The sequence below is a fragment of the Pseudomonas sp. Tav-5-1A genome (assembly GCF_055755055.1).
The window spans coordinates 1,189,077-1,207,518 of the sequence record NZ_CM146901.1 but is presented as its reverse complement, the minus strand read 5'-3'; the positions used below and the strand labels follow the sequence as shown (position 1 = coordinate 1,207,518).

The window sequence follows — 18,442 nt, the reverse complement described above, 5'->3', positions numbered from 1 at the left end:
TTGCAACAAATGTAGATGCTGCCGCCAGGCTGCGTCGCGCCGCGCGGGCGGCGCTCGATCTCAAGGCCCCCGGAACAACATCGGCTTGCACCCAAAGCGCCATGACGCGTTTTCGAGCCCCATAAAAAAACCCGGCACCAGTGCCGGGTTTTCATCACATCAACAGCATCAATGCAGAATCTGGCTCAAGAACAACTTCGTCCGCTCGTTCTGCGGGTTGTCGAAGAAGTCGTTCGGCGCCGCCTGCTCGACGATCTCGCCCTTGTCCATGAAGATCACCCGGTTGGCCACGGTGCGGGCGAAGCCCATCTCGTGGGTCACGCAGAGCATGGTCATGCCGTCTTCCGCCAGGCCGATCATGGTGTCCAGTACCTCTTTCACCATTTCCGGGTCGAGCGCCGAGGTCGGTTCGTCGAACAGCATGATCTTGGGCTTCATGCACAGGGCGCGGGCGATGGCCACTCGCTGCTGCTGGCCGCCCGAGAGCTGGCCGGGGAATTTGTTGGCCTGCTCCGGGATGCGCACGCGCTCCAGGTAATGCATGGCAATTTCCTCAGCCTTGCGCTTGGGCATCTTGCGCACCCACATGGGCGCCAGCGTGCAGTTCTGCAGGATGGTCAGGTGCGGGAACAGATTGAAGTGCTGGAACACCATGCCCACTTCGCGGCGGATGGCTTCGATCTGCTTGAGGTCGTTGGTCAGCTCCACGCCGTCCACCACGATGCGGCCCTGCTGGTGTTCTTCCAGGCGGTTGAGGCAGCGGATGGTGGTGGACTTGCCCGAGCCCGACGGCCCGCACAGCACGATGCGCTCGCCTTGCTTGACGTTCAGGTTGATGTCTTTCAGTACGTGGAACTGGCCGTACCACTTGTTCACGCCCTGCATCTGGATAATGCCATCGGCGCCCACAGGCTGTTTGATTGCTTCGCTCATGATGACACTCCTAACGCTTGTGGCCAGTGTCCAGCTTGCGCTCCAAATGCACGGAGTAGCGGGACATACTGAAACAGAAAATCCAGAAAACGGCGGCGGCAAACACATAGCCTTCGGTGGCCATGCCCAGCCATTTGGGGTCGGCACCGGCTTGCTTGACGCTGTTGAGCAGGTCGAACAGGCCGATGATGATCACCAGGCTGGTGTCCTTGAACAACGCGATCAAGGTGTTGACGATGCCGGGAATCACCAGCTTGAGCGCCTGCGGCAGAATCACCAGGCCCATGCTGCGCCAGTAGCCCAGGCCCATGGCGGAAGCCGCCTCATACTGGCCCTTGGGAATGGCCTGCAGGCCCCCGCGCACCACTTCGGCCACGTAGGCGGACTGGAACATGATCACGCCGATCAGCGCCCGCAGCAGCTTGTCGAAGCTCATGCCCTCGGGCAGGAACAGCGGCAGCATCACCGACGACATGAACAGCACGGTGATCAGCGGCACGCCGCGCCAGAACTCGATGAAGGTCACGCACACCACCTTCACCGCCGGCATCTTCGAGCGCCGGCCCAGGGCCAGCAAAATGCCCAGCGGCAACGCGCCGGCAATACCCACGGTGGCGATCACCAGGGTCAGCATCAAGCCGCCCCATTGGCTGGTGGCCACGTTCTCCAGGCCCAGGTAGCCACCGTGCAGCAGGGTGTAGGCCACGATCGGGAAGATCACCAGGAAGCTCAGGCCGTACACCGCCTTGCGTGGCACGCGCGGGATGAACAGCGGCGCTGCCCCCAGCACGGCCAGCCACACGGTAAGGTCGACGCGCCAGCGCAGTTCCTGCGGGTAGTAGCCGTACATGAACTGGCCGAAGCGCTGCTCGATGAACACCCAGCAGGCGCCGGCCTTGGTGCAGTCCTCGCGGGTGGTGCCGGTCCAGTTGGCGTCCAGGAACGCCCAGCTCAGCAGCGGCGGTATCACCAGCCACACCAGGTACAGGGCCAGCAGGGTCAGCAGCGTGTTGAACCAGCTGGAAAACAGGTTGGCGCGCATCCATGCGACAGGGCCGACCGCCAGGTTGGGCGGTGGCATGTTGGGTTTGAATACATGCGACGTCATGGCCGTTTCCTCACCGCTCGATCAGCGCAATGCGCTTGTTGTACCAGTTCATCAGCAGGGAAATGCTGATGCTGATCGCCAGGTACACGCTCATGGTAATGGCGATGACTTCGATCGCCTGCCCGGTCTGGTTGAGCACCGTGCCGGCAAACAGCGAAACCATTTCCGGGTAGCCGATACCGGCCGCCAGCGAGGAGTTCTTCGCCAGGTTCAGGTATTGGCTGGTCAGCGGCGGAATGATCACCCGCAGCGCCTGGGGAATGATCACCTTGCGCAACGTCGGCCCGGGGCGCAGGCCCAGGGAACGCGCGGCCTCGGTCTGGCCGTGGCTGACCGACTTGATGCCCGAGCGCACGATCTCGGCGATGAACGCCGCGGTGTACACCGTGAGCGCCAGGGTCAGGGCCAGCAGTTCAGGGATCATCACCCAGCCGCCAACAAAGTTGAAACCGCGCAGCTCGGGCATTTCCCAGTGCAGCGGCGCGCCGAACACCAGCGCGCTGAGCGCCGGGATCACCACCAGCAAGGCCAGGCCGACCCAGAACTTGTGGAACGGCTCGCCGGTATCCTCGAAGCGCTTGTTGGCCCACTTGACCATCACGACGATGGCAACGATGGCCACCACCACGGCGATCAGGAACGGGTACAGGCCATCGGCCTTGAGCGCCGCCGGCATGTTCAGGCCACGGTTGCTCAGGTAGAAGGTGTTCCACAGGTTATGGCTGCCGCGGGGGCCAGGCATGGTCAGGAACACGGCGAAATACCAGAACAGGATCTGCAGCAGTGGCGGGATGTTGCGGAAGGTCTCGACGTAGACGGTGGCCAGCTTGTTGACCATCCAGTTGGACGACAGGCGTGCCACGCCGATGACGAAGCCCAGCAGGGTCGCCAGGATCACGCCGATGAAGGTCACCAGCAGCGTGTTGAGCAGCCCGATCACGAAGACGCGCGAGTAGGTGTCCGACTCGGTGTACGGGATCAGGTGCTGGGCAATGCCGAAGCCGGCACTGCGTTCAAGGAAGTCGAAGCCCGAAGTGATGCCGCGGTGTTGCAGGTTGGTCTGGGTGTTGTGGAACAGGTACCAGCCCAGCGAGACCACCGCCACGATGGTGATGATCTGAAACAGCCACGCACGCACACGTGGATCGGTCAGGGAGAACCCTTTGGGTGCGCCGATTTGATTTTGCATGAAGTGCCCCGGAAGAAAGGGAATGTAACAGCGCCTGGCGGCATACGGGCCGCCAGGCGCGGGGCTTGCTTAACGTACTGGTGGGGCGTACTGGATGCCGCCGTTGTTCCACAGCGCGTTCAGGCCGCGGTCGATGGCCAGCGGGGTGCTCTTGCCCAGGTTCTTCTCGAACACTTCGCCGTAGTTACCCACTTGCGAGACGATCTTCACTACCCAATCCTTTGGCAGCTTGAGGTCCTTGCCGTACTCGCCGTCGCCGCCCAGCAGGCGCGCCACGTCGGGGTTCTTGGTGGACTTGGCTTCTTCCACGACGTTCTTGGAAGTGATGCCAGCTTCTTCGGCGTTGAGCATGGCGAACAGGGTCCACTTGACGATGCTGAACCACTCTTCGTCGCCTTTACGCACCACCGGGCCCAGGGGCTCCTTGGAGATGGTTTCCGGCAGGACCACGTAGTCGCCCGGCGAGGCCAGCTTGGAGCGTTGTGCGTAGAGCTGCGACTTGTCGGAGGTCAGCACGTCGCAACGGCCGCTTTCCAGGGACTTGGCGCTTTCGTCGGAGGTGTCGAAGGTGATCGGGGTGTACTTCAGGCCGTTGGCGCGGAAGTAGTCCGAGACGTTCAGTTCGGTGGTGGTACCGGCCTGGATGCAGATGGTTGCACCGTCCAGTTCCTTGGCCGACTTCACGCCCAGCTTCTTGTTGGCCAGGAAGCCAACGCCGTCGTAGTAGGTGACACCGGTGAACATCAGGCCCATGCCGGCATCGCGGGAGCTGGTCCAGGTGGTGTTGCGCGACAGCACGTCGATTTCACCGGACTGCAGGGCGGTGAAGCGCTCCTTGGCGTTCAGCTGGCTGAACTTGACCTTGGTGGCGTCGCCGAACACGGCAGCGGCCACGGCGCGGCAGACGTCGGCGTCGATGCCCTGGATCTTGCCGGTGGAGTCCGGAACGGAGAAGCCAGGCAGGCCATCACTGACGCCGCACTGAATGAAACCTTTCTTCTGAATCGCGTCCAGAGTGGCGCCTGCCTGGGCAAAGCCGCTTACCCCCAGAACGGTGGCGGCGGTCAGGACAGCCAGGGTGGATTTCAGCATTTTCATTCAAACCTCCAAATTGCTCTTGTTGTGTCGAGCTGTGTTCTGCCGCACCCTTTTGAGGCGATTTCGACCCGTTGCTGGCTTGTTTTTGGGTCAAGCGGTACAGAACTCATTTTTTGATTGTGTAAGTGCAGTTCACCTTCGGGATTCCTGCAAACTCACGGCTCCTTGATCGGTCGAACAGATGAGGCGTTATGGTTCGCCCCTGTCGTTTCGCATGACCCGTGGAAGGGCTGCAATCCGCTTGAATACCATCCCGCTTTCGCCATGGGGCGTACAGCCTGATAGTGTTACCGGATACATCTTTCCTTCCACTTGGCGGATACATAGCAAAGCGCGTACCACGTTACAGAGCGCAAGCGTTTCAGCGCCCGTCAATAGGAAAACGTGTAGCCTTGCGACATCTTTTTCCGGTATCGCCCCGATACGCCCTTTTGCAATGCACTTTATGAGAGCGTTCGCCCAATTTTGGAGCAGTCATGAGCAACCCGATGATCCTCGAACCTACCCAGCCAGCCGACGCCTGTGTGATCTGGTTGCACGGCCTGGGCGCCGACCGCTACGACTTCCTGCCGGTGGCCGAGGCCCTGCAGGCCAGCCTGCCCAGCGCCCGCTTCATCCTGCCCCAGGCGCCCACGCGCCCGGTGACCATCAACGGCGGCTATGAAATGCCAAGCTGGTACGACATCAAGGCCATGACCCCGGCGCGGGCGATCGACGAGGCGCAACTGGACGAGTCGGCCGACATGGTCAAGGGCTTGATCGAAGCGCAAGTGGCCGCTGGTGTGCCAGAACAGCGCATTTTCATCGCCGGTTTCTCCCAGGGTGGCGCCGTGGTGCTTCACACCGCGTTCCTGCGCTACCCGGGCACTCTGGGCGGGGTGCTGGCGCTGTCCACCTACGCGCCTACCTTCAATGAACAGGTGCAACTGAGCGCCACCCAGCGCGCCACGCCGGTGCTGTGCCTGCACGGTGACCAGGATGACGTGGTGTTCAACGCCATGGGCCGCAGCGCCCACGACCACCTCAAGCAGTGGGGCGTGGCGGTGGAGTGGCTGGAATACCCGATGGGCCATGAAGTGGTGATCGAAGAGATTCGCGACATCGCCGCGTGGCTGGGCCAGAAGTTGGCCTGACCCACGTGTGGGAGCTGGCTTGCCAGCGAGCTTTCAGGGGCGTCGAACAGCTCGCTGGCAAGCCAGCTCCCACAGTCCGGCGGCAGCTGCTACTACGCGCCCGATTCTTGCATTACACTGCCCCGCGTACATTCCTTAATCAAATATAATGAGAAGACCGTGCTCAAAGCACTCAAGAACCTGTTCGGAAAAAGCGAGGCTGAGCCGCTCGCAGCCGAAATGACTGCTCCTGTAGCACCGAGCCCAGCTCGGGAAGCGGCCATCCCCACGCCCGTGGAAACCATCAAGGAAACCGAGACCCTGTCAGCCCCAACGCCCGCCCCCGCCCCTGTTACCAACGCCGAAGCCGAACTGGTCAAGCCCTCCCCCCGCGAACGCAAGCCCAAGCCGGCCGCCGCGCTATGGAAACTGGAAGACTTCAAGGTCGACCCCCAGGAAGGCAAGACCCGCTTCCACGACTTCAAGCTCTCCGCTGAGCTGATGCACGCCATCCACGACCTGGGTTTCCCCTACTGCACGCCCATCCAGGCGCAGGTGCTGGGCTACACCTTGAAGGGCAAGGATGCGATCGGCCGCGCCCAGACCGGCACCGGCAAGACCGCGGCGTTCCTGATTTCGATCATCACCCAGCTGCAGCAGACCCCGCCGCCCAAGGAACGCTACATGGGCGAGCCACGGGCGCTGATCATCGCCCCCACCCGCGAGCTGGTGGTGCAGATCGCCAAGGACGCGGCCAACCTGACCAAGTACACCGGCCTGAACGTGATGACGTTCGTCGGCGGCATGGACTTCGACAAACAGCTCAAGCAGCTGGAAGCCCGCTACTGCGACATCCTGGTGGCCACCCCGGGCCGCCTGCTGGACTTCAACCAGCGCGGCGAAGTGCACCTGGACATGGTCGAGGTGATGGTGCTGGACGAAGCCGACCGCATGCTCGACATGGGCTTTATCCCGCAAGTGCGCCAGATCATTCGCCAGACCCCGCCGAAAAGCGAGCGCCAGACCCTGCTGTTCTCCGCCACCTTCACCGACGACGTGATGAACTTGGCCAAGCAGTGGACCACCGACCCGGCCATCGTCGAGATCGAGCCGGAGAACGTCGCCAGCGAAACCGTGGAACAGCACGTCTACGCCGTGGCCGGCAGCGACAAGTACAAGCTGCTGTACAACCTGGTGAACGACAACGGCTGGGAGCGGGTGATGGTGTTCGCCAACCGCAAGGACGAAGTGCGGCGCATCGAGGAAAAACTGGTGCGTGACGGCGTCAACGCCGCGCAGCTGTCAGGCGACGTGCCCCAGCACAAGCGCATCAAGACCCTGGAAGGCTTCCGCGAAGGCAAGATTCGCGTGCTGGTGGCCACCGACGTGGCCGGGCGTGGGATTCACATCGATGGCATCAGCCACGTGATCAACTTCACCCTGCCGGAAGACCCGGACGACTACGTGCACCGTATCGGCCGTACGGGCCGTGCGGGCATGAGCGGCGTGTCGATCAGCTTCGCCGGCGAGGACGACTCCTATCAGCTGCCGTCGATCGAGGCCCTGCTGGGCCGCAAGATCAGCTGCGAGATGCCGCCGACCGAGCTGCTGCGCCCCGTGCCGCGCAAGCATTCCTGATACACCGCGGCGTTTCCGGACGCCGCCTTACGGCAGCTGCTACGCGGGCTTGTAGCCGCGTCCGCGGCTACCGCCAGCGGTCAGCCGCCTGGTTGTCGCTGGCCTTGCCTTCCACCCAGCGCTCCCCTGCCCCGGTCTGTTCCTTCTTCCAGAACGGCGCGCGGGTCTTCAGGTAATCCATGATGAAATTGCAGGCGTCGAACGCCGCCTGCCGGTGGGCGCTGGCCACGCCGACGAAGACGATCGGCTCGCCCGGCGCCAGGGCGCCAATGCGGTGCAGCACCTCGACCTTCAGCAACGGCCAGCGCTGCTCGGCTTCCACCACGATCTTGCCCAGGGCCTTCTCGGTCATGCCCGGGTAATGCTCAAGGAACATGCCGGCCACATCCAGGCCATCATTAAAGTCCCGCACGTACCCCACGAAACTCACCACCGCGCCCACGCCGACGTTGGCAGCGTGCATGGCGTTCACTTCCACGCCTGGGTCGAACGGCTCGGCCTGCACACGAACGGTCATGGTCAACCCCCGGTCACGGGCGGAAAGAACGCCACTTCGTCGCCGTCGACCACCGGCTCGTCGAGCTTGCACAGGTCCTGGTTGCGCGCGCACATCAGGTTGGCTTCGCCCAGCACGCTCCAGTTGCCGCCGCGTTCCAGCAGCTCCTGGCGTACGTCTTCGAGGGTGCTGAAGGTGCCCACCAGCGCTTCGCCATCCATGCCCATGGCTTCACGGTAACGGGCGAAATAAACGATGTTGACGTTCATGCCTGCTCCGCCTGGTAGTGGCCGCTCTTGCCGCCGATTTTCTCCAGCAGGCGCACGCTCTCGATGGTCATGCCCTTGTCCACGGCCTTGCACATGTCGTAAATGGTCAGCGCGGCGACGCTGGCGGCGGTCAGCGCTTCCATTTCCACCCCGGTCTGCCCGGCCAGCTTGCAGCGCGCCACGATCAGCACGGCGTCGGCGCCGTCGGCGCTCAGCTGCACCTTGACGCTGGTGAGCATCAACGGGTGGCACAGCGGAATCAGGTCGCTGGTCTTTTTCGCCGCCTGGATGCCGGCGATGCGCGCCACGGCGAACACGTCCCCCTTGGGGTGGTCGCCATCGACGATCATCTGCAGGGTGGCGGGCAGCATGCGCACCCGCGCCTGGGCCACGGCTTCGCGGGACGTCACGGCTTTTTCGGTGACGTCGACCATGTTGGCATGGCCTTGGGAATCGAGATGGGTCAGCACTTGCCTTGCTCCTGGGGGCGGAGGGGGGATTGTAAACCCGGGGCGATGGCGATGCACCTGTGGGACTGCCGTCGGATATTTCCCGGCGTTGCTTCGGATTTGTCCGGCTTCCCGTTGCACGACAGCCCGCAATAATCCGGGCTTTCCTGGTCCTCCGGAGCATCGTCATGCCAGATCTCACACCCTTGGCGCGCTTGCGCGCCCTGCTGCTCGGGCTATTGTGCCTGGGCCTCGATACCGCCTTTGCCTCGGAGGTGCTGATCAGCGCGCGCGTGGAGGACCAGAAGCTCGTAGACACCACCCCGCGGTCCAGATGGTGCTCGATCTATAATCTGTGTTCGGGCCATAACACCATCGATGTCCCCTTCGAGATGAGCAAGCAAATCAACCTGGCATCTCCGGATGATCGTGATAAAGCGTACGTGCACCTGCCGCCGCGGCAAAGCTTTACCCTGACCAACCGCTCGACCCAGGAAACTGCGAGGATGCAGTTGGGCTACCGCTTTGTCAGCATGAAATACACCTACCAGACGCAAGATGTTATCGGAAGGAGCGTCCGTAATTGCCGATTCGAAAGCGTCAGCGGCAGCCCCAATGCAAGCAAATTCCTGTGGTCGGTGCACAACTCCGATGCCCCCGCCGCCTGCGTTTCCGTGGCCGGCTCCAGCGATGAGCTGCAGCTATCTGTGTTCAACGAACTGATGCTTACGTACCTTGCTGACTTTCCATCCGCGGCATCCCTGAGCCCTGGCATCTGGGAGGGTTACATCGACTACCCCATCGGCAGCTCCAACGGCTTCGACTTCGGCAACGTCTTGCAGCTCAGCAGCAACAACATCCGCTTCCGGGTCGAAATCCAGGTGAAGCACGACATGCAGGTGGAATTTCCCGCCAGCGGCAGTACAGTGGAAGTGATTCCTCCGGGCGGCTGGAAACAGTATGAGACCACCAACCAGATACCGCCGAAGCTGGTCCATGACAGCCCGTTGAAGATCTGGGCCGCCAGCCCGTTCGCTGTCTACGTGACCTGCCAATACAGCCCGAATCCCACGCACTGCGCCATGCAACACCCGCGCGTCACGGACCGGGCAGCGGTGTATACCACACTGACCCTGCCGGCCACGTTCAACTTCAACGGCCAGCCGGTGACTCGCCTACCCCTGGGCGTTGGCGCAGCCAATGCAAAAATGATCACCCCCGTGGGCAATGTCTCCAGCCAGCCGGGGCAGGTGCATTTCGAGGTGCCGCAAAGCGACATCCGGCGGATGTTGACGTATTTTCGCGGGGCGACCTACAGCGGGGACGTGACCTTGATGTTTGACGTAAATATTTAGGGAAACGCCGCCATTGCCTGCGCAATGGCGGACGTTAACTGCAACATGCGTTACAGATGCGACTCCGCATACTCCGCCAGAATCGAGCGCGGTACCCCTTGAAGGGTGATGTGCACCCCATTGGGGAAGTCCTTGAAACGCTCGGTCAGGTAGGTCAGGCCCGAGCTTGGCGCCGACAGGTACGGGGTGTCGATCTGCGCCAGGTTGCCCAGGCAGATCACCTTGGAACCAGCGCCGGCACGGGTGATGATGGTCTTCATCTGGTGCGGCGTGAGGTTCTGGCACTCATCGATCAGGATCAGGCTCTGCTGGAAGCTGCGGCCGCGAATGTAGTTCAGCGACTTGAACTGCAGCGGCACCTTGCTGAGGATGTAGTCGACACTGCCGTGGGTGTTTTCATCGTCCATGTGCAGGGCTTCGAGGTTGTCGGTGATGGCCCCCAGCCAAGGTTCCATCTTCTCCGCCTCGGTGCCCGGCAGGAAGCCGATCTCCTGATCCAGCCCCTGCACGCTGCGCGTGGCGATGATACGGCGGTAGCGCTTGCTCACCATGGTCTGTTCGATGGCCGCCGCCAGGGCCAGGATGGTCTTGCCCGAACCGGCGGCGCCGGTCAGGTTGACCAGGTGGATGTCCGGGTCCAACAGCGCGAACAGCGCCAGCGCCTGATGAATGTCACGCGGTTTCAGGCCCCAGGCTTCCTGGTGCAACAGCGGTTCCTGGTGCAGGTCGAGCAGCACCAGCTCATCGTCCTTCACGCCCTTGATCCAGCCGACGAAGCCCTGCTCATCAATGACGAACTCGTTGATGTGCACGGCCGGCAGCTGTTCCTGCAACTGCACGCGGTGCCAGGTGCGGCCATGGTCCTGGCGGGTTTCGACCTTGCTGACGCGGTCCCAGAACGAGCCGGTCATTTCGTGGTAGCCACGCGACAGCAGGGAGACGTCGTCCACCAGCTGGTCAGTGCTGTAGTCCTCGGCCGCGATACCGCAGGCGCGGGCCTTGAGGCGCATGTTGATGTCTTTGGTGACCAGGACCACGTCCCAGTCTTTCTTGCGTTGGTGCAGGTCAACCAGTTGGTTGATGATGATGTTGTCGTTGAGGTTGCCCGGCAGCACGGTGGTAGGCGGGCCGCCCTTGGTCATGAGAATGGACAGGAAACCTTTCGGTGCACCCTTGCCACGCTGGATCGGCACCCCCAGCTCCACGTCCGCAGGGCAGGCGTCGCCCAGGGTCTGGTCGATCAGGCGGATGGCTTGCCGACACTCGGCAGCCACCGACTGCTTGCCGCTCTTGAGCTTGTCCAGCTCTTCCAGCACCGTCATGGGGATGGCGACGTGGTGTTCCTCGAAGTTCAGCAACGCGTTTGGATCGTGGATCAGTACATTGGTATCGAGCACATAAAGGATTGGCTTGTCGGAAGAAATGGTGCGTCCTTGATCATCCATACTCGGTCACCTTTGAGAGAGCCGTTCGACGCAATACCTGAACGGTGCTGCGCCGCGAAGTGACCGCCGTTTCCGCACCTCCCAGAGGGCTGTGGACGTGTGGAACTGCAACTGCGGTGGGCCGGGTGACGACGCCACCTGTGCTGCAGGGTTCGGCGATCTAACTTCGTAATACCGCAAAACCCATGACGTTAAAAAGCACTTTGACGCTTTTTTGAAGTTTATTTTTCTGCATGACGAATAACGCTTGGCGCAGGTCAAAACCACCGGTAAAGTCAGAAGTCCACCCCCCTCCTGCTGCCCTGGAAATTTTACCGTTCCAGCCTCGCCGTGCCCGTAAACATTGGCTGTGACGCCCGGTTACTGAAACTGCCGGCAATCCTGCCAGCCGATGCCCGCCTGGGCCGTCTGGGTGAGCAGCCAGGGCAACGCCACCTGCACTTTGGCCTGGGTATCGTGAAAATCGATCACGCCATGGCGCCACAGCAGCATCAGGGTCAGCACGCGCTGGGCGCTCTGCTCGGCGGTGAGCTGGGCGTTGCTGTCCTGGGAGTCGATGTCCCACAGCGCCACCTTCATCTGTTGCGTGCCCAGGAAGGTATCGGCGTCGGCGCGACGGGTGCCATAGGGCGGGCGGAACAGCGGCACATAGTTGTCCGGCAGTTCGTTTTCCACCAGGGTGGTGCTGCGGGTGATGGAGCCCTGCCAGTCGTTCCAGTCGGCGTGGGAGCGGTACTGCCAGCCCTGCACGCCCACGCACTGGCCTTTATAAAGAGCAACCAGGCTGCCCGGCTCGCCCTTGTCGCGACGGTTGCTGAAGCTCTGCCCAAGCACGAAGAAGGTGGCGTTGATGCTCTGCTTGCGCAGGTAGTCGGTGACCCACTCGGTGCCGCCCACGGCGACGCTGGGGCCACTGTCGAACGTCAGCAGGAACACCCGGTCGTTGAAATCACTGCCGTTCAGCTCATTATCGGAGATTTTCAGCACTTCGCTGCTGATCTGTGGCGCCAGCGCAGCCTTGCGCAGCAGCTCGTCGACGTAAATCAGGTCGAACACCCGCGCCGGCGCGCCCCAGTTGGCATAGAAGGAATCCGGCGCCACGGCGAAATTGTTGGCCTGGGTGCGCAGGTCGTCGAGGCTGTCGATGGCGAAACAGAATGAAGCGTCCTGGTCGCAGCTCTGCTGCGCCGCGTCGTAGTTCTTCCACAGGCGCAGCCACAGCTGCTGGCGCAGGTCGTTGATGGCCACCATGTTCACCGTGCGCAGGTCCAGGCGGTCGGCCAGGTCGGCTTCGCCCAGGGCTTCGGATTGCAACAGCACGTGGGCGAACATGAGGATTTCCGCACGCGAGGCCACGTCGAACAGCGCCGGGGTGCTCAGCGTCTCGGGCCAGGCGCTGCGCTCGATGGTGGCGACCGGCGGCGGCACGGCGGCCTGGGCGCCAAGGCTGGCAAGGGCGGCGAATAGCAGGCAGGCAAGGCGCAAGGGCGGATCTCCATGGGGCGGCGGTGCCGGAATCATAAACCATCGGGCAGCCACCCGTAGCAGCGGCCGCAGGCCGCGTCCCACCCCACCGCCGATCCTTCTATCGCCCTAATAGATGGAGTTCCCCGCCCCCACCCCCTAAAATCGCGGCCACGATAAATGGAGACGATTTCATGCTGACGGTGATTTCCCCCGCCAAGACCCTGGATTACGAAACGCCCCCCGTAACCGATCGCTTCACCCAGCCGCAATACCTGGACCACAGCCAGGAACTGATCCAGATCCTGCGCGAGCTGGCCCCGGCGCAAATCAGCGAGCTGATGCACCTGTCCGACAAACTGGCCGGCCTGAATGCCGCACGCTTCGGCAGCTGGAACCCGGCCTTCACGCCCGACAACGCCAAGCAGGCCCTGTTGGCCTTTAAAGGCGACGTGTACACCGGCCTCGACGCCAACAGCCTCACCGACGCCGATTTCAGCTACGCCCAGGACCACCTGCGCATGCTCTCAGGGCTGTACGGCCTGCTGCGCCCGCTGGACCTGATGCAGCCCTACCGCCTGGAAATGGGCACCAAGCTGGCCAACGCCCGCGGCAAGGACCTGTACGCCTTCTGGGGCACGCGCATCAGCGAATGGCTGAACGACACCCTGGCTGAGCAGGGCGACGACCTGCTGCTGAACCTGGCCTCCACCGAGTACTTCTCGGCGGTCAAGCGCACGGCCCTCAAGGCCCGCATCATCAACACCGAGTTCAAGGACCTGAAGAACGGCCAGTACAAGATCATCAGCTTCTACGCCAAGAAGGCCCGGGGCATGATGAGCCGCTTCGTCATCCAGGAACGCATCAACGACCCGCAGCAGCTCAAGCAGTTCGACCAGCAGGGTTACTACTTCAGCGCCGAACAGTCGAAACCCGACAATCTGGTTTTCCTGCGCGACCACCCCGCCGACTGAGCCTCCATTCGGTGCACCGTTTTGTCCTACAAAACGGGCACCGCTACCCCTGCAAAAAAGTGCAGAGTGCCACCACCCGCCAACCAAATGGCGTCAAATAGTCGTCAAATTAGATGATTGCCGTCCTTCATTCAGCTCCCGTTCAGAAAACTTCGCTTTTTTTGACGACTTTTTTTTGAATGCTGGCACAAAAACATGATAGCTCCGCAAGTCCCCAGCCCCGCAGGATAAAACCGTACAGTGCTATCAGAATGAAAGCATTTGTAACCATGAATTTCTTGAAGATTTTGTCATCCGAGCGGAATGACATCAGGAACTAATTTCAAATCCAATAGCTCATACCACCCGTAACGATTCTCGAGCGCTATGTGAGAGATGACCTACAGCGAAACAGGGAACGATTCGAGCCTTATCGTTCGAACAACTTGCAAACAACGGTCATGGTTATGACCGGAAGTTGATCTCAGGAGAGAACGCACCAAAAGTAATCTTTGACATGGCCACGCCAGAGCCTCGTATACCGAGCTCCTGCAAAGCGTCTTAGTGCTTGATTTCATTGGCGGATAGCCAAGACAGCAGTCAGCACTGCAAGCTAGGAAGTCGTCTTTGTACTACAGGCTGGCTACACACTAGGGCACAAGCCCACGACACGGCCACGTGCTGCGCTACTTGAGTGCATTATTGCGCACTCACTTTTAAATATATGCCTGCAAGCGGGAGCATGACATTCAATTGTCACACTTCCGAGTGCGCGAATACTGCTGGTTAATTAAACCCGGTCTGGCTCTTACTTGTTTGAGTCGGCGCGATAACACATGAGGTGAATGCGATGCGTATCAGCATCTTCGGTTTGGGTTATGTCGGTGCAGTCTGTGCCGGTTGCCTGTCTGCACGCGGTCACGACGTGGTTGGCGTGGATATTTCCAAGGCCAAGATTGACCTTATCAACAACGGTAAATCGCCTATTGTCGAACCGGGTCTGGAAGAGCTGTTGGCACAGGGAATTCAGAGCGGCCGCCTGCGTGGCACCACCGACTTCTCCGAAGCCATTCGTGACACGGATCTGTCGATGCTGTGCGTCGGCACGCCGAGCAAGAAGAACGGCGACCTGGAACTGAACTACATCGAATCGGTGTGCCGTGAAATCGGTTTCGTGCTGCGTGACAAGACCACCCGCCACACCATCGTGGTACGCAGCACCGTGCTGCCGGGCACCGTCAAGAACGTGGTGATCCCGATCCTCGAAGACTGCTCGGGCAAGAAGGCCGGCGTCGACTTCGGCGTGGCCGTGAACCCCGAGTTCCTGCGCGAATCCACCGCCATCAAGGACTACGACCACCCACCGATGACCGTCATCGGCGAGTTCGACACCGCCTCCGGTGATGCCCTGCAGTCCCTGTACGAAGAGCTCGACGCGCCGATCATCCGCAAGGACATCGAAGTGGCCGAGATGATCAAGTACACCTGCAACGTGTGGCACGCCACCAAGGTCACCTTCGCCAACGAAATCGGCAACATTGCCAAGGCAGTCGGCGTCGATGGCCGCGAAGTGATGGACGTGGTCTGCCAGGACAAGGCCCTGAACCTGTCGCAGTACTACATGCGCCCAGGCTTCGCCTTCGGCGGCTCGTGCCTGCCCAAGGACGTACGCGCCCTGACCTACCGCGCCAGCTCCCTGGACGTGGACGCGCCGCTGCTCAACTCGCTGATGCGCAGCAACGTGTCCCAGGTGCAGAACGCCTTCGACATCATCTCCAGCCACGACAAGCGCAAGGTCGCCCTGCTGGGCCTGAGCTTCAAGGCTGGCACCGACGACCTGCGCGAAAGCCCGCTGGTAGAGCTGGCCGAGATGCTGATCGGCAAGGGCTTCGACCTGAAGATCTACGACAGCAACGTCGAGTACGCCCGTGTCCACGGCGCGAACAAGGACTACATCGAGTCGAAGATCCCCCACGTGTCGTCGCTGCTGGACTCGGACTTCGAGGGCGTCATCGACAACTCCGACGTGATCATCCTGGGCAACCGCGACGAGAAATTCCGTGCGCTGGTGCAATCGGTGCCACACGGCAAGCAGGTCATCGACCTGGTGGGCTTCATGCCCAACACCACCTGCCCGGAAGCCCGCACTGAAGGCATCTGCTGGTAAGGCCTACGGGCCTGCCGGTTCGCCGGCAGGCCCGCTCCCCTACCCCGCAATGACCGACAATCGATACGGACGCAGATCATGCACAGGCTAAAACACGGTCTACTCCAGGCCGCCGGATGGTTGTTCTACCTGACATTGCTGATGGCACTCGCCCTGGCGTTGCCAACCACTCTTTTCGACTCGCAGTCGAAAGACTTCATTTTCCTGATTGGCGCCGTGGGTATCTGGCGCTATTCGATGGGCGCCACGCACTTCGTGCGCGGCATGCTGTTCCTGTACGTGGTGTACCCGCACCTGCGCCGCAAGGTCCGCAAGCTGGGCGCCGCGGCAGACCCCAGCCATGTGTTCCTGATGGTCACCAGCTTCCGCATCGACGCCCTGACCACCGCCCAGGTGTACAGCTCGGTGATCCGCGAAGCCATCAACTGCGGCTACCCCACCACCGTGGTGTGCTCGCTGGTGGAAATGTCCGATGAACTGCTGGTCAAGGCGCTGTGGGCCAAGATGGCTCCCCCTGACCGCGTTTCCCTGGACTTCGTGCGCATCGCCGGCACCGGCAAGCGCGACGGCCTGGCCTTCGGCTTCCGCGCCATCTCCCGCCACCTGCCCGACGACAACGCGGTCGTGGCGGTGATCGACGGCGACACCGTGCTGGCCGACGGCTGCGTGCGCAAGACCGTGCCCTGGTTCAAGCTCTACGACAACGTCGGCGGCCTGACCACCAACGAGTTCTGCGAAGTGCGCGGCGGCTACATCATGAGCGAATGGCACAAGCTGCGCTTCGCCCAGCGCCACATCAACATGTGCTCCATGGCCCTGTCCAAGCGCGTGCTGACCATGACCGGGCGCATGTCGGTATTCCGCGCCACCGTGGTCACCAACCCCGAGTTCATCGCCGACGTGGAAAGCGACTCCCTGGAGCATTGGCGCCTGGGCCGCTTCAAGTTCCTCACCGGTGACGACAAGTCCAGCTGGTTCAGCCTGATGCGCCTGGGCTACGACACCTTCTACGTGCCCGATGCCGCGATCAACACCGTGGAGCACCCGCCGGAGAAGAGCTTCCTCAAGGCCAGCCGCAAGCTGATGTACCGCTGGTACGGCAACAACCTGCGCCAGAACTCCCGCGCGCTGGGCCTGGGCGTGCGCCGCCTGGGGGTGTTCACCAGCATCGTGCTGTTCGACCAGCGTGTGTCCATGTGGACCAGCCTGCTGGGCCTGACCGCGGCCATCATCGCCACGCTCAAGTTCAACATCGCGTTCCTGCTGGGTTACCTGCTGTGGATCGGCATCACCCGTTTGATCCTGACCATCATGCTGATGTGCTCGGGCCACTCGGTAGGGCCCGCCTATCCGGTGATCCTGTATTACAACCAGATCGTCGGCGCGATCATGAAGATCTACGTGTTCTTCCGCCTCGACAAGCAGTCCTGGACCCGCCAGCCCACCGTGCTCAAACGCGATCTCGCGAGCTTTCAACAATGGTTCAACACCTGGTCTTCACGGACCATGACGTTCTCGGCCGCCAGCATCTTCGTGGCTGTGCTGTTCGTGATGGTGTGAACCGGACACTAATGGATTAACCAGGAATTACCGCCATGAATAACGCCGTGAACGTGAATGTCGTGCATGAGTCCGAAGCCCAGCGCCAGCACGCCCGGGTCAAGCTGCCCGCCAAGCTGCGCTACCAGGGGCCCAACCGGGAAAACATCGAGGTGCGCATCGAGGACCTGTCGGCCGGTGGCCTGGCCTTCCACGCGCCCAAGCCGCTGAAGGAAGGTGAGGTACACCGCGGGCGCCTGATGTTCGTCATCGACACCCTGGGCCTGGGCATGGACATCGAGTTCCAGGTGCGTTCGTTCAACGACAGCACCGGCCGCGTCGGCTGCCAGTTCCAGAACCTGGAACAGCAGGACATCGCCACCATGCGCCACCTGATCACCTCGCACCTGAGCGGCGAGATCATCAGCGTCGGCGACGTGCTGGGCACCCTGCAGCGCGACAACTTCACCAAGGCGCGCAAGGACAAGAAACTGGGCGGTGGCCAGTCGGCGTTCGCCCGTTTGAAAGCCGTGACCTTCAGCGCCGGCGTATTCGTGGTGGGCCTGGCGGCCTTCGGCTTCGTGCTGAAATCGGTGTACGGCCTGTACTTCGTGACCCATGCCCAGGCGGGCCTGGTCGCCGCACCATCGATGAACATCACCATGCCCCGCGACGGCACCGTGCAGAGCCTGGTGGGCGCCGACGGCGTGGCGCCAAAAGGCGCGCCGCTGGCCAGCTTCAGCACCAGCATGCTCGACGTGCTGAAAGGCAACCTGGACCCCGACCAACTGCAACCGGACAAGATCACCGAACTGTTCGGCAAGCAAATGACCGGCACCCTGACCTCGCCGTGTGACTGCACCGTGGGCCAGCAGCTGGTTGCCGACGGCCAGTACGCCAGCAAGGGCGACGTGATCTTCACCCTGGTACCACGCAACACCACCGCCAACGTCGAGGCGCGCTTCGCCTACCGCCAGTTCGGCGACGTGACCCCGGGCACCGCCGTGAACTTCCAGGTGGCCGGCGACAGCACCGTGCGCCAGGGCAAGATCATCAACGCCACCAGCATCAACCCGCTGGACCTGTCCTCGGACCTGCGCGTGCAGATCCAGCCCGACGAGCCACTGAACAGCAACCTCACCGGCCGCGCCGTGGACGTCAGCAGCGACCGTGGTCCGTCGCTGAACTGGCTGATGGACAAAGCCATGGCCGCCGGCCAGTAAGTGG

At 62.0% G+C, this 18,442-nt stretch carries 16 protein-coding genes; 7 read left to right on the top strand and 9 right to left on the bottom strand.

What is annotated here, in order from left to right:
• Positions 1-168: 168 nt before the first annotated feature.
• The 4 genes from AC0J42_RS05435 to AC0J42_RS05420 all read right to left on the bottom strand — a co-directional run bounded on the left by AC0J42_RS05435 (position 169) and on the right by AC0J42_RS05420 (position 4,328).
• Complete coding sequence (locus AC0J42_RS05435) at positions 169-933, bottom strand: amino acid ABC transporter ATP-binding protein (protein ID WP_158157103.1); 765 nt, start codon at positions 931-933, stop codon at positions 169-171.
• A 10-nt stretch (positions 934-943) separates the two neighbouring features.
• On the bottom strand, positions 944-2,041 hold the full coding sequence (locus AC0J42_RS05430) for an amino acid ABC transporter permease (protein WP_416422627.1): 1,098 nt from the start codon (positions 2,039-2,041) through the stop codon (positions 944-946).
• 10 nt (positions 2,042-2,051) lie between these two features.
• Positions 2,052-3,230 carry an amino acid ABC transporter permease gene (locus AC0J42_RS05425; RefSeq protein ID WP_416422626.1) on the bottom strand — a complete coding sequence of 393 codons (1,179 nt, stop codon included), beginning with the start codon at positions 3,228-3,230 and terminating at the stop codon, positions 2,052-2,054.
• Between the two features lie 69 nt (positions 3,231-3,299).
• Complete coding sequence (locus tag AC0J42_RS05420; protein ID WP_416422625.1) at positions 3,300-4,328, bottom strand: amino acid ABC transporter substrate-binding protein; 1,029 nt, start codon at positions 4,326-4,328, stop codon at positions 3,300-3,302.
• 476 nt (positions 4,329-4,804) lie between these two features.
• Between AC0J42_RS05420 and AC0J42_RS05415 the strand changes: the two genes are divergently transcribed.
• Positions 4,805-5,461 carry an alpha/beta hydrolase gene (locus AC0J42_RS05415; protein ID WP_473005461.1) on the top strand — a complete coding sequence of 219 codons (657 nt, stop codon included), beginning with the start codon at positions 4,805-4,807 and terminating at the stop codon, positions 5,459-5,461.
• 159 nt (positions 5,462-5,620) lie between these two features.
• Positions 5,621-7,078 carry an ATP-dependent RNA helicase RhlB gene (rhlB, locus tag AC0J42_RS05410; protein WP_473005460.1) on the top strand — a complete coding sequence of 486 codons (1,458 nt, stop codon included), beginning with the start codon at positions 5,621-5,623 and terminating at the stop codon, positions 7,076-7,078.
• 67 nt (positions 7,079-7,145) lie between these two features.
• Here the strand turns inward: rhlB and moaE are convergent, their stop codons facing one another.
• Genes moaE through moaC form a run of 3 tightly spaced genes read right to left on the bottom strand, consistent with a single transcriptional unit; the run spans position 7,146 to position 8,313 of the window.
• The gene (moaE, locus tag AC0J42_RS05405) at positions 7,146-7,595 is read right to left on the bottom strand and encodes a molybdopterin synthase catalytic subunit MoaE (protein WP_473005459.1); all 450 of its coding nucleotides are present in this window, start codon (positions 7,593-7,595) and stop codon (positions 7,146-7,148) included.
• Positions 7,596-7,597: 2 nt separating this feature from the next.
• Positions 7,598-7,843: a MoaD/ThiS family protein gene (locus AC0J42_RS05400; protein ID WP_473005458.1), complete on the bottom strand. Its 246-nt coding sequence runs from the start codon at positions 7,841-7,843 to the stop codon at positions 7,598-7,600.
• Complete coding sequence (moaC, locus tag AC0J42_RS05395) at positions 7,840-8,313, bottom strand: cyclic pyranopterin monophosphate synthase MoaC (RefSeq protein WP_473005457.1); 474 nt, start codon at positions 8,311-8,313, stop codon at positions 7,840-7,842. Before moaC ends, AC0J42_RS05400 begins: the two co-directional genes overlap by 4 nt.
• Positions 8,314-8,480: 167 nt before the next feature.
• Between moaC and AC0J42_RS05390 the strand changes: the two genes are divergently transcribed.
• Positions 8,481-9,647: a hypothetical protein gene (locus AC0J42_RS05390; RefSeq protein WP_473005456.1), complete on the top strand. Its 1,167-nt coding sequence runs from the start codon at positions 8,481-8,483 to the stop codon at positions 9,645-9,647.
• Between the two features lie 50 nt (positions 9,648-9,697).
• On the opposite strand, the gene AC0J42_RS05385 is transcribed toward AC0J42_RS05390, so the two are convergent.
• Positions 9,698-11,092 (bottom strand): PhoH family protein, encoded by a 1,395-nt coding sequence (locus tag AC0J42_RS05385; RefSeq protein WP_416422618.1) that lies wholly within the window; start codon positions 11,090-11,092, stop codon positions 9,698-9,700.
• A gap of 360 nt (positions 11,093-11,452) precedes the next feature.
• Complete coding sequence (locus tag AC0J42_RS05380) at positions 11,453-12,577, bottom strand: polysaccharide deacetylase family protein (RefSeq protein ID WP_473005455.1); 1,125 nt, start codon at positions 12,575-12,577, stop codon at positions 11,453-11,455.
• Positions 12,578-12,750: 173 nt separating this feature from the next.
• Here AC0J42_RS05380 and yaaA point away from each other — a divergent pair, with 173 nt between their 5' ends.
• From yaaA to AC0J42_RS05360, 4 genes are all read left to right on the top strand, one after another.
• A complete protein-coding gene (yaaA, locus tag AC0J42_RS05375) occupies positions 12,751-13,530 on the top strand; it encodes a peroxide stress protein YaaA (protein WP_416422616.1) in 780 nt (259 codons plus the stop codon).
• An 829-nt stretch (positions 13,531-14,359) separates the two neighbouring features.
• Positions 14,360-15,676 (top strand): nucleotide sugar dehydrogenase, encoded by a 1,317-nt coding sequence (locus AC0J42_RS05370; protein ID WP_416422615.1) that lies wholly within the window; start codon positions 14,360-14,362, stop codon positions 15,674-15,676.
• 78 nt (positions 15,677-15,754) lie between these two features.
• Positions 15,755-17,236 carry a mannuronan synthase gene (gene alg8 / locus AC0J42_RS05365; RefSeq protein WP_416422614.1) on the top strand — a complete coding sequence of 494 codons (1,482 nt, stop codon included), beginning with the start codon at positions 15,755-15,757 and terminating at the stop codon, positions 17,234-17,236.
• A gap of 35 nt (positions 17,237-17,271) precedes the next feature.
• The gene (locus AC0J42_RS05360; protein ID WP_416422613.1) at positions 17,272-18,438 is read left to right on the top strand and encodes a PilZ domain-containing protein; all 1,167 of its coding nucleotides are present in this window, start codon (positions 17,272-17,274) and stop codon (positions 18,436-18,438) included.
• Positions 18,439-18,442 lie beyond the last annotated feature (4 nt).

Coding starts and splice junctions, on each gene's coding strand:
- AC0J42_RS05385 (WP_416422618.1), bottom strand. CDS start 11,092: ATGGATGATCAAGGACGCACCATTTCTTCCGACAAGCCAATCCTTTAT.
- AC0J42_RS05360 (WP_416422613.1), top strand. CDS start 17,272: ATGAATAACGCCGTGAACGTGAATGTCGTGCATGAGTCCGAAGCCCAG.
- AC0J42_RS05370 (WP_416422615.1), top strand. CDS start 14,360: ATGCGTATCAGCATCTTCGGTTTGGGTTATGTCGGTGCAGTCTGTGCC.
- AC0J42_RS05420 (WP_416422625.1), bottom strand. CDS start 4,328: ATGAAAATGCTGAAATCCACCCTGGCTGTCCTGACCGCCGCCACCGTT.
- AC0J42_RS05390 (WP_473005456.1), top strand. CDS start 8,481: ATGCCAGATCTCACACCCTTGGCGCGCTTGCGCGCCCTGCTGCTCGGG.
- AC0J42_RS05430 (WP_416422627.1), bottom strand. CDS start 2,041: ATGACGTCGCATGTATTCAAACCCAACATGCCACCGCCCAACCTGGCG.
- yaaA (WP_416422616.1), top strand. CDS start 12,751: ATGCTGACGGTGATTTCCCCCGCCAAGACCCTGGATTACGAAACGCCC.
- AC0J42_RS05400 (WP_473005458.1), bottom strand. CDS start 7,843: ATGAACGTCAACATCGTTTATTTCGCCCGTTACCGTGAAGCCATGGGC.
- alg8 (WP_416422614.1), top strand. CDS start 15,755: ATGCACAGGCTAAAACACGGTCTACTCCAGGCCGCCGGATGGTTGTTC.
- AC0J42_RS05425 (WP_416422626.1), bottom strand. CDS start 3,230: ATGCAAAATCAAATCGGCGCACCCAAAGGGTTCTCCCTGACCGATCCA.
- AC0J42_RS05435 (WP_158157103.1), bottom strand. CDS start 933: ATGAGCGAAGCAATCAAACAGCCTGTGGGCGCCGATGGCATTATCCAG.
- moaE (WP_473005459.1), bottom strand. CDS start 7,595: ATGACCGTTCGTGTGCAGGCCGAGCCGTTCGACCCAGGCGTGGAAGTG.
- AC0J42_RS05415 (WP_473005461.1), top strand. CDS start 4,805: ATGAGCAACCCGATGATCCTCGAACCTACCCAGCCAGCCGACGCCTGT.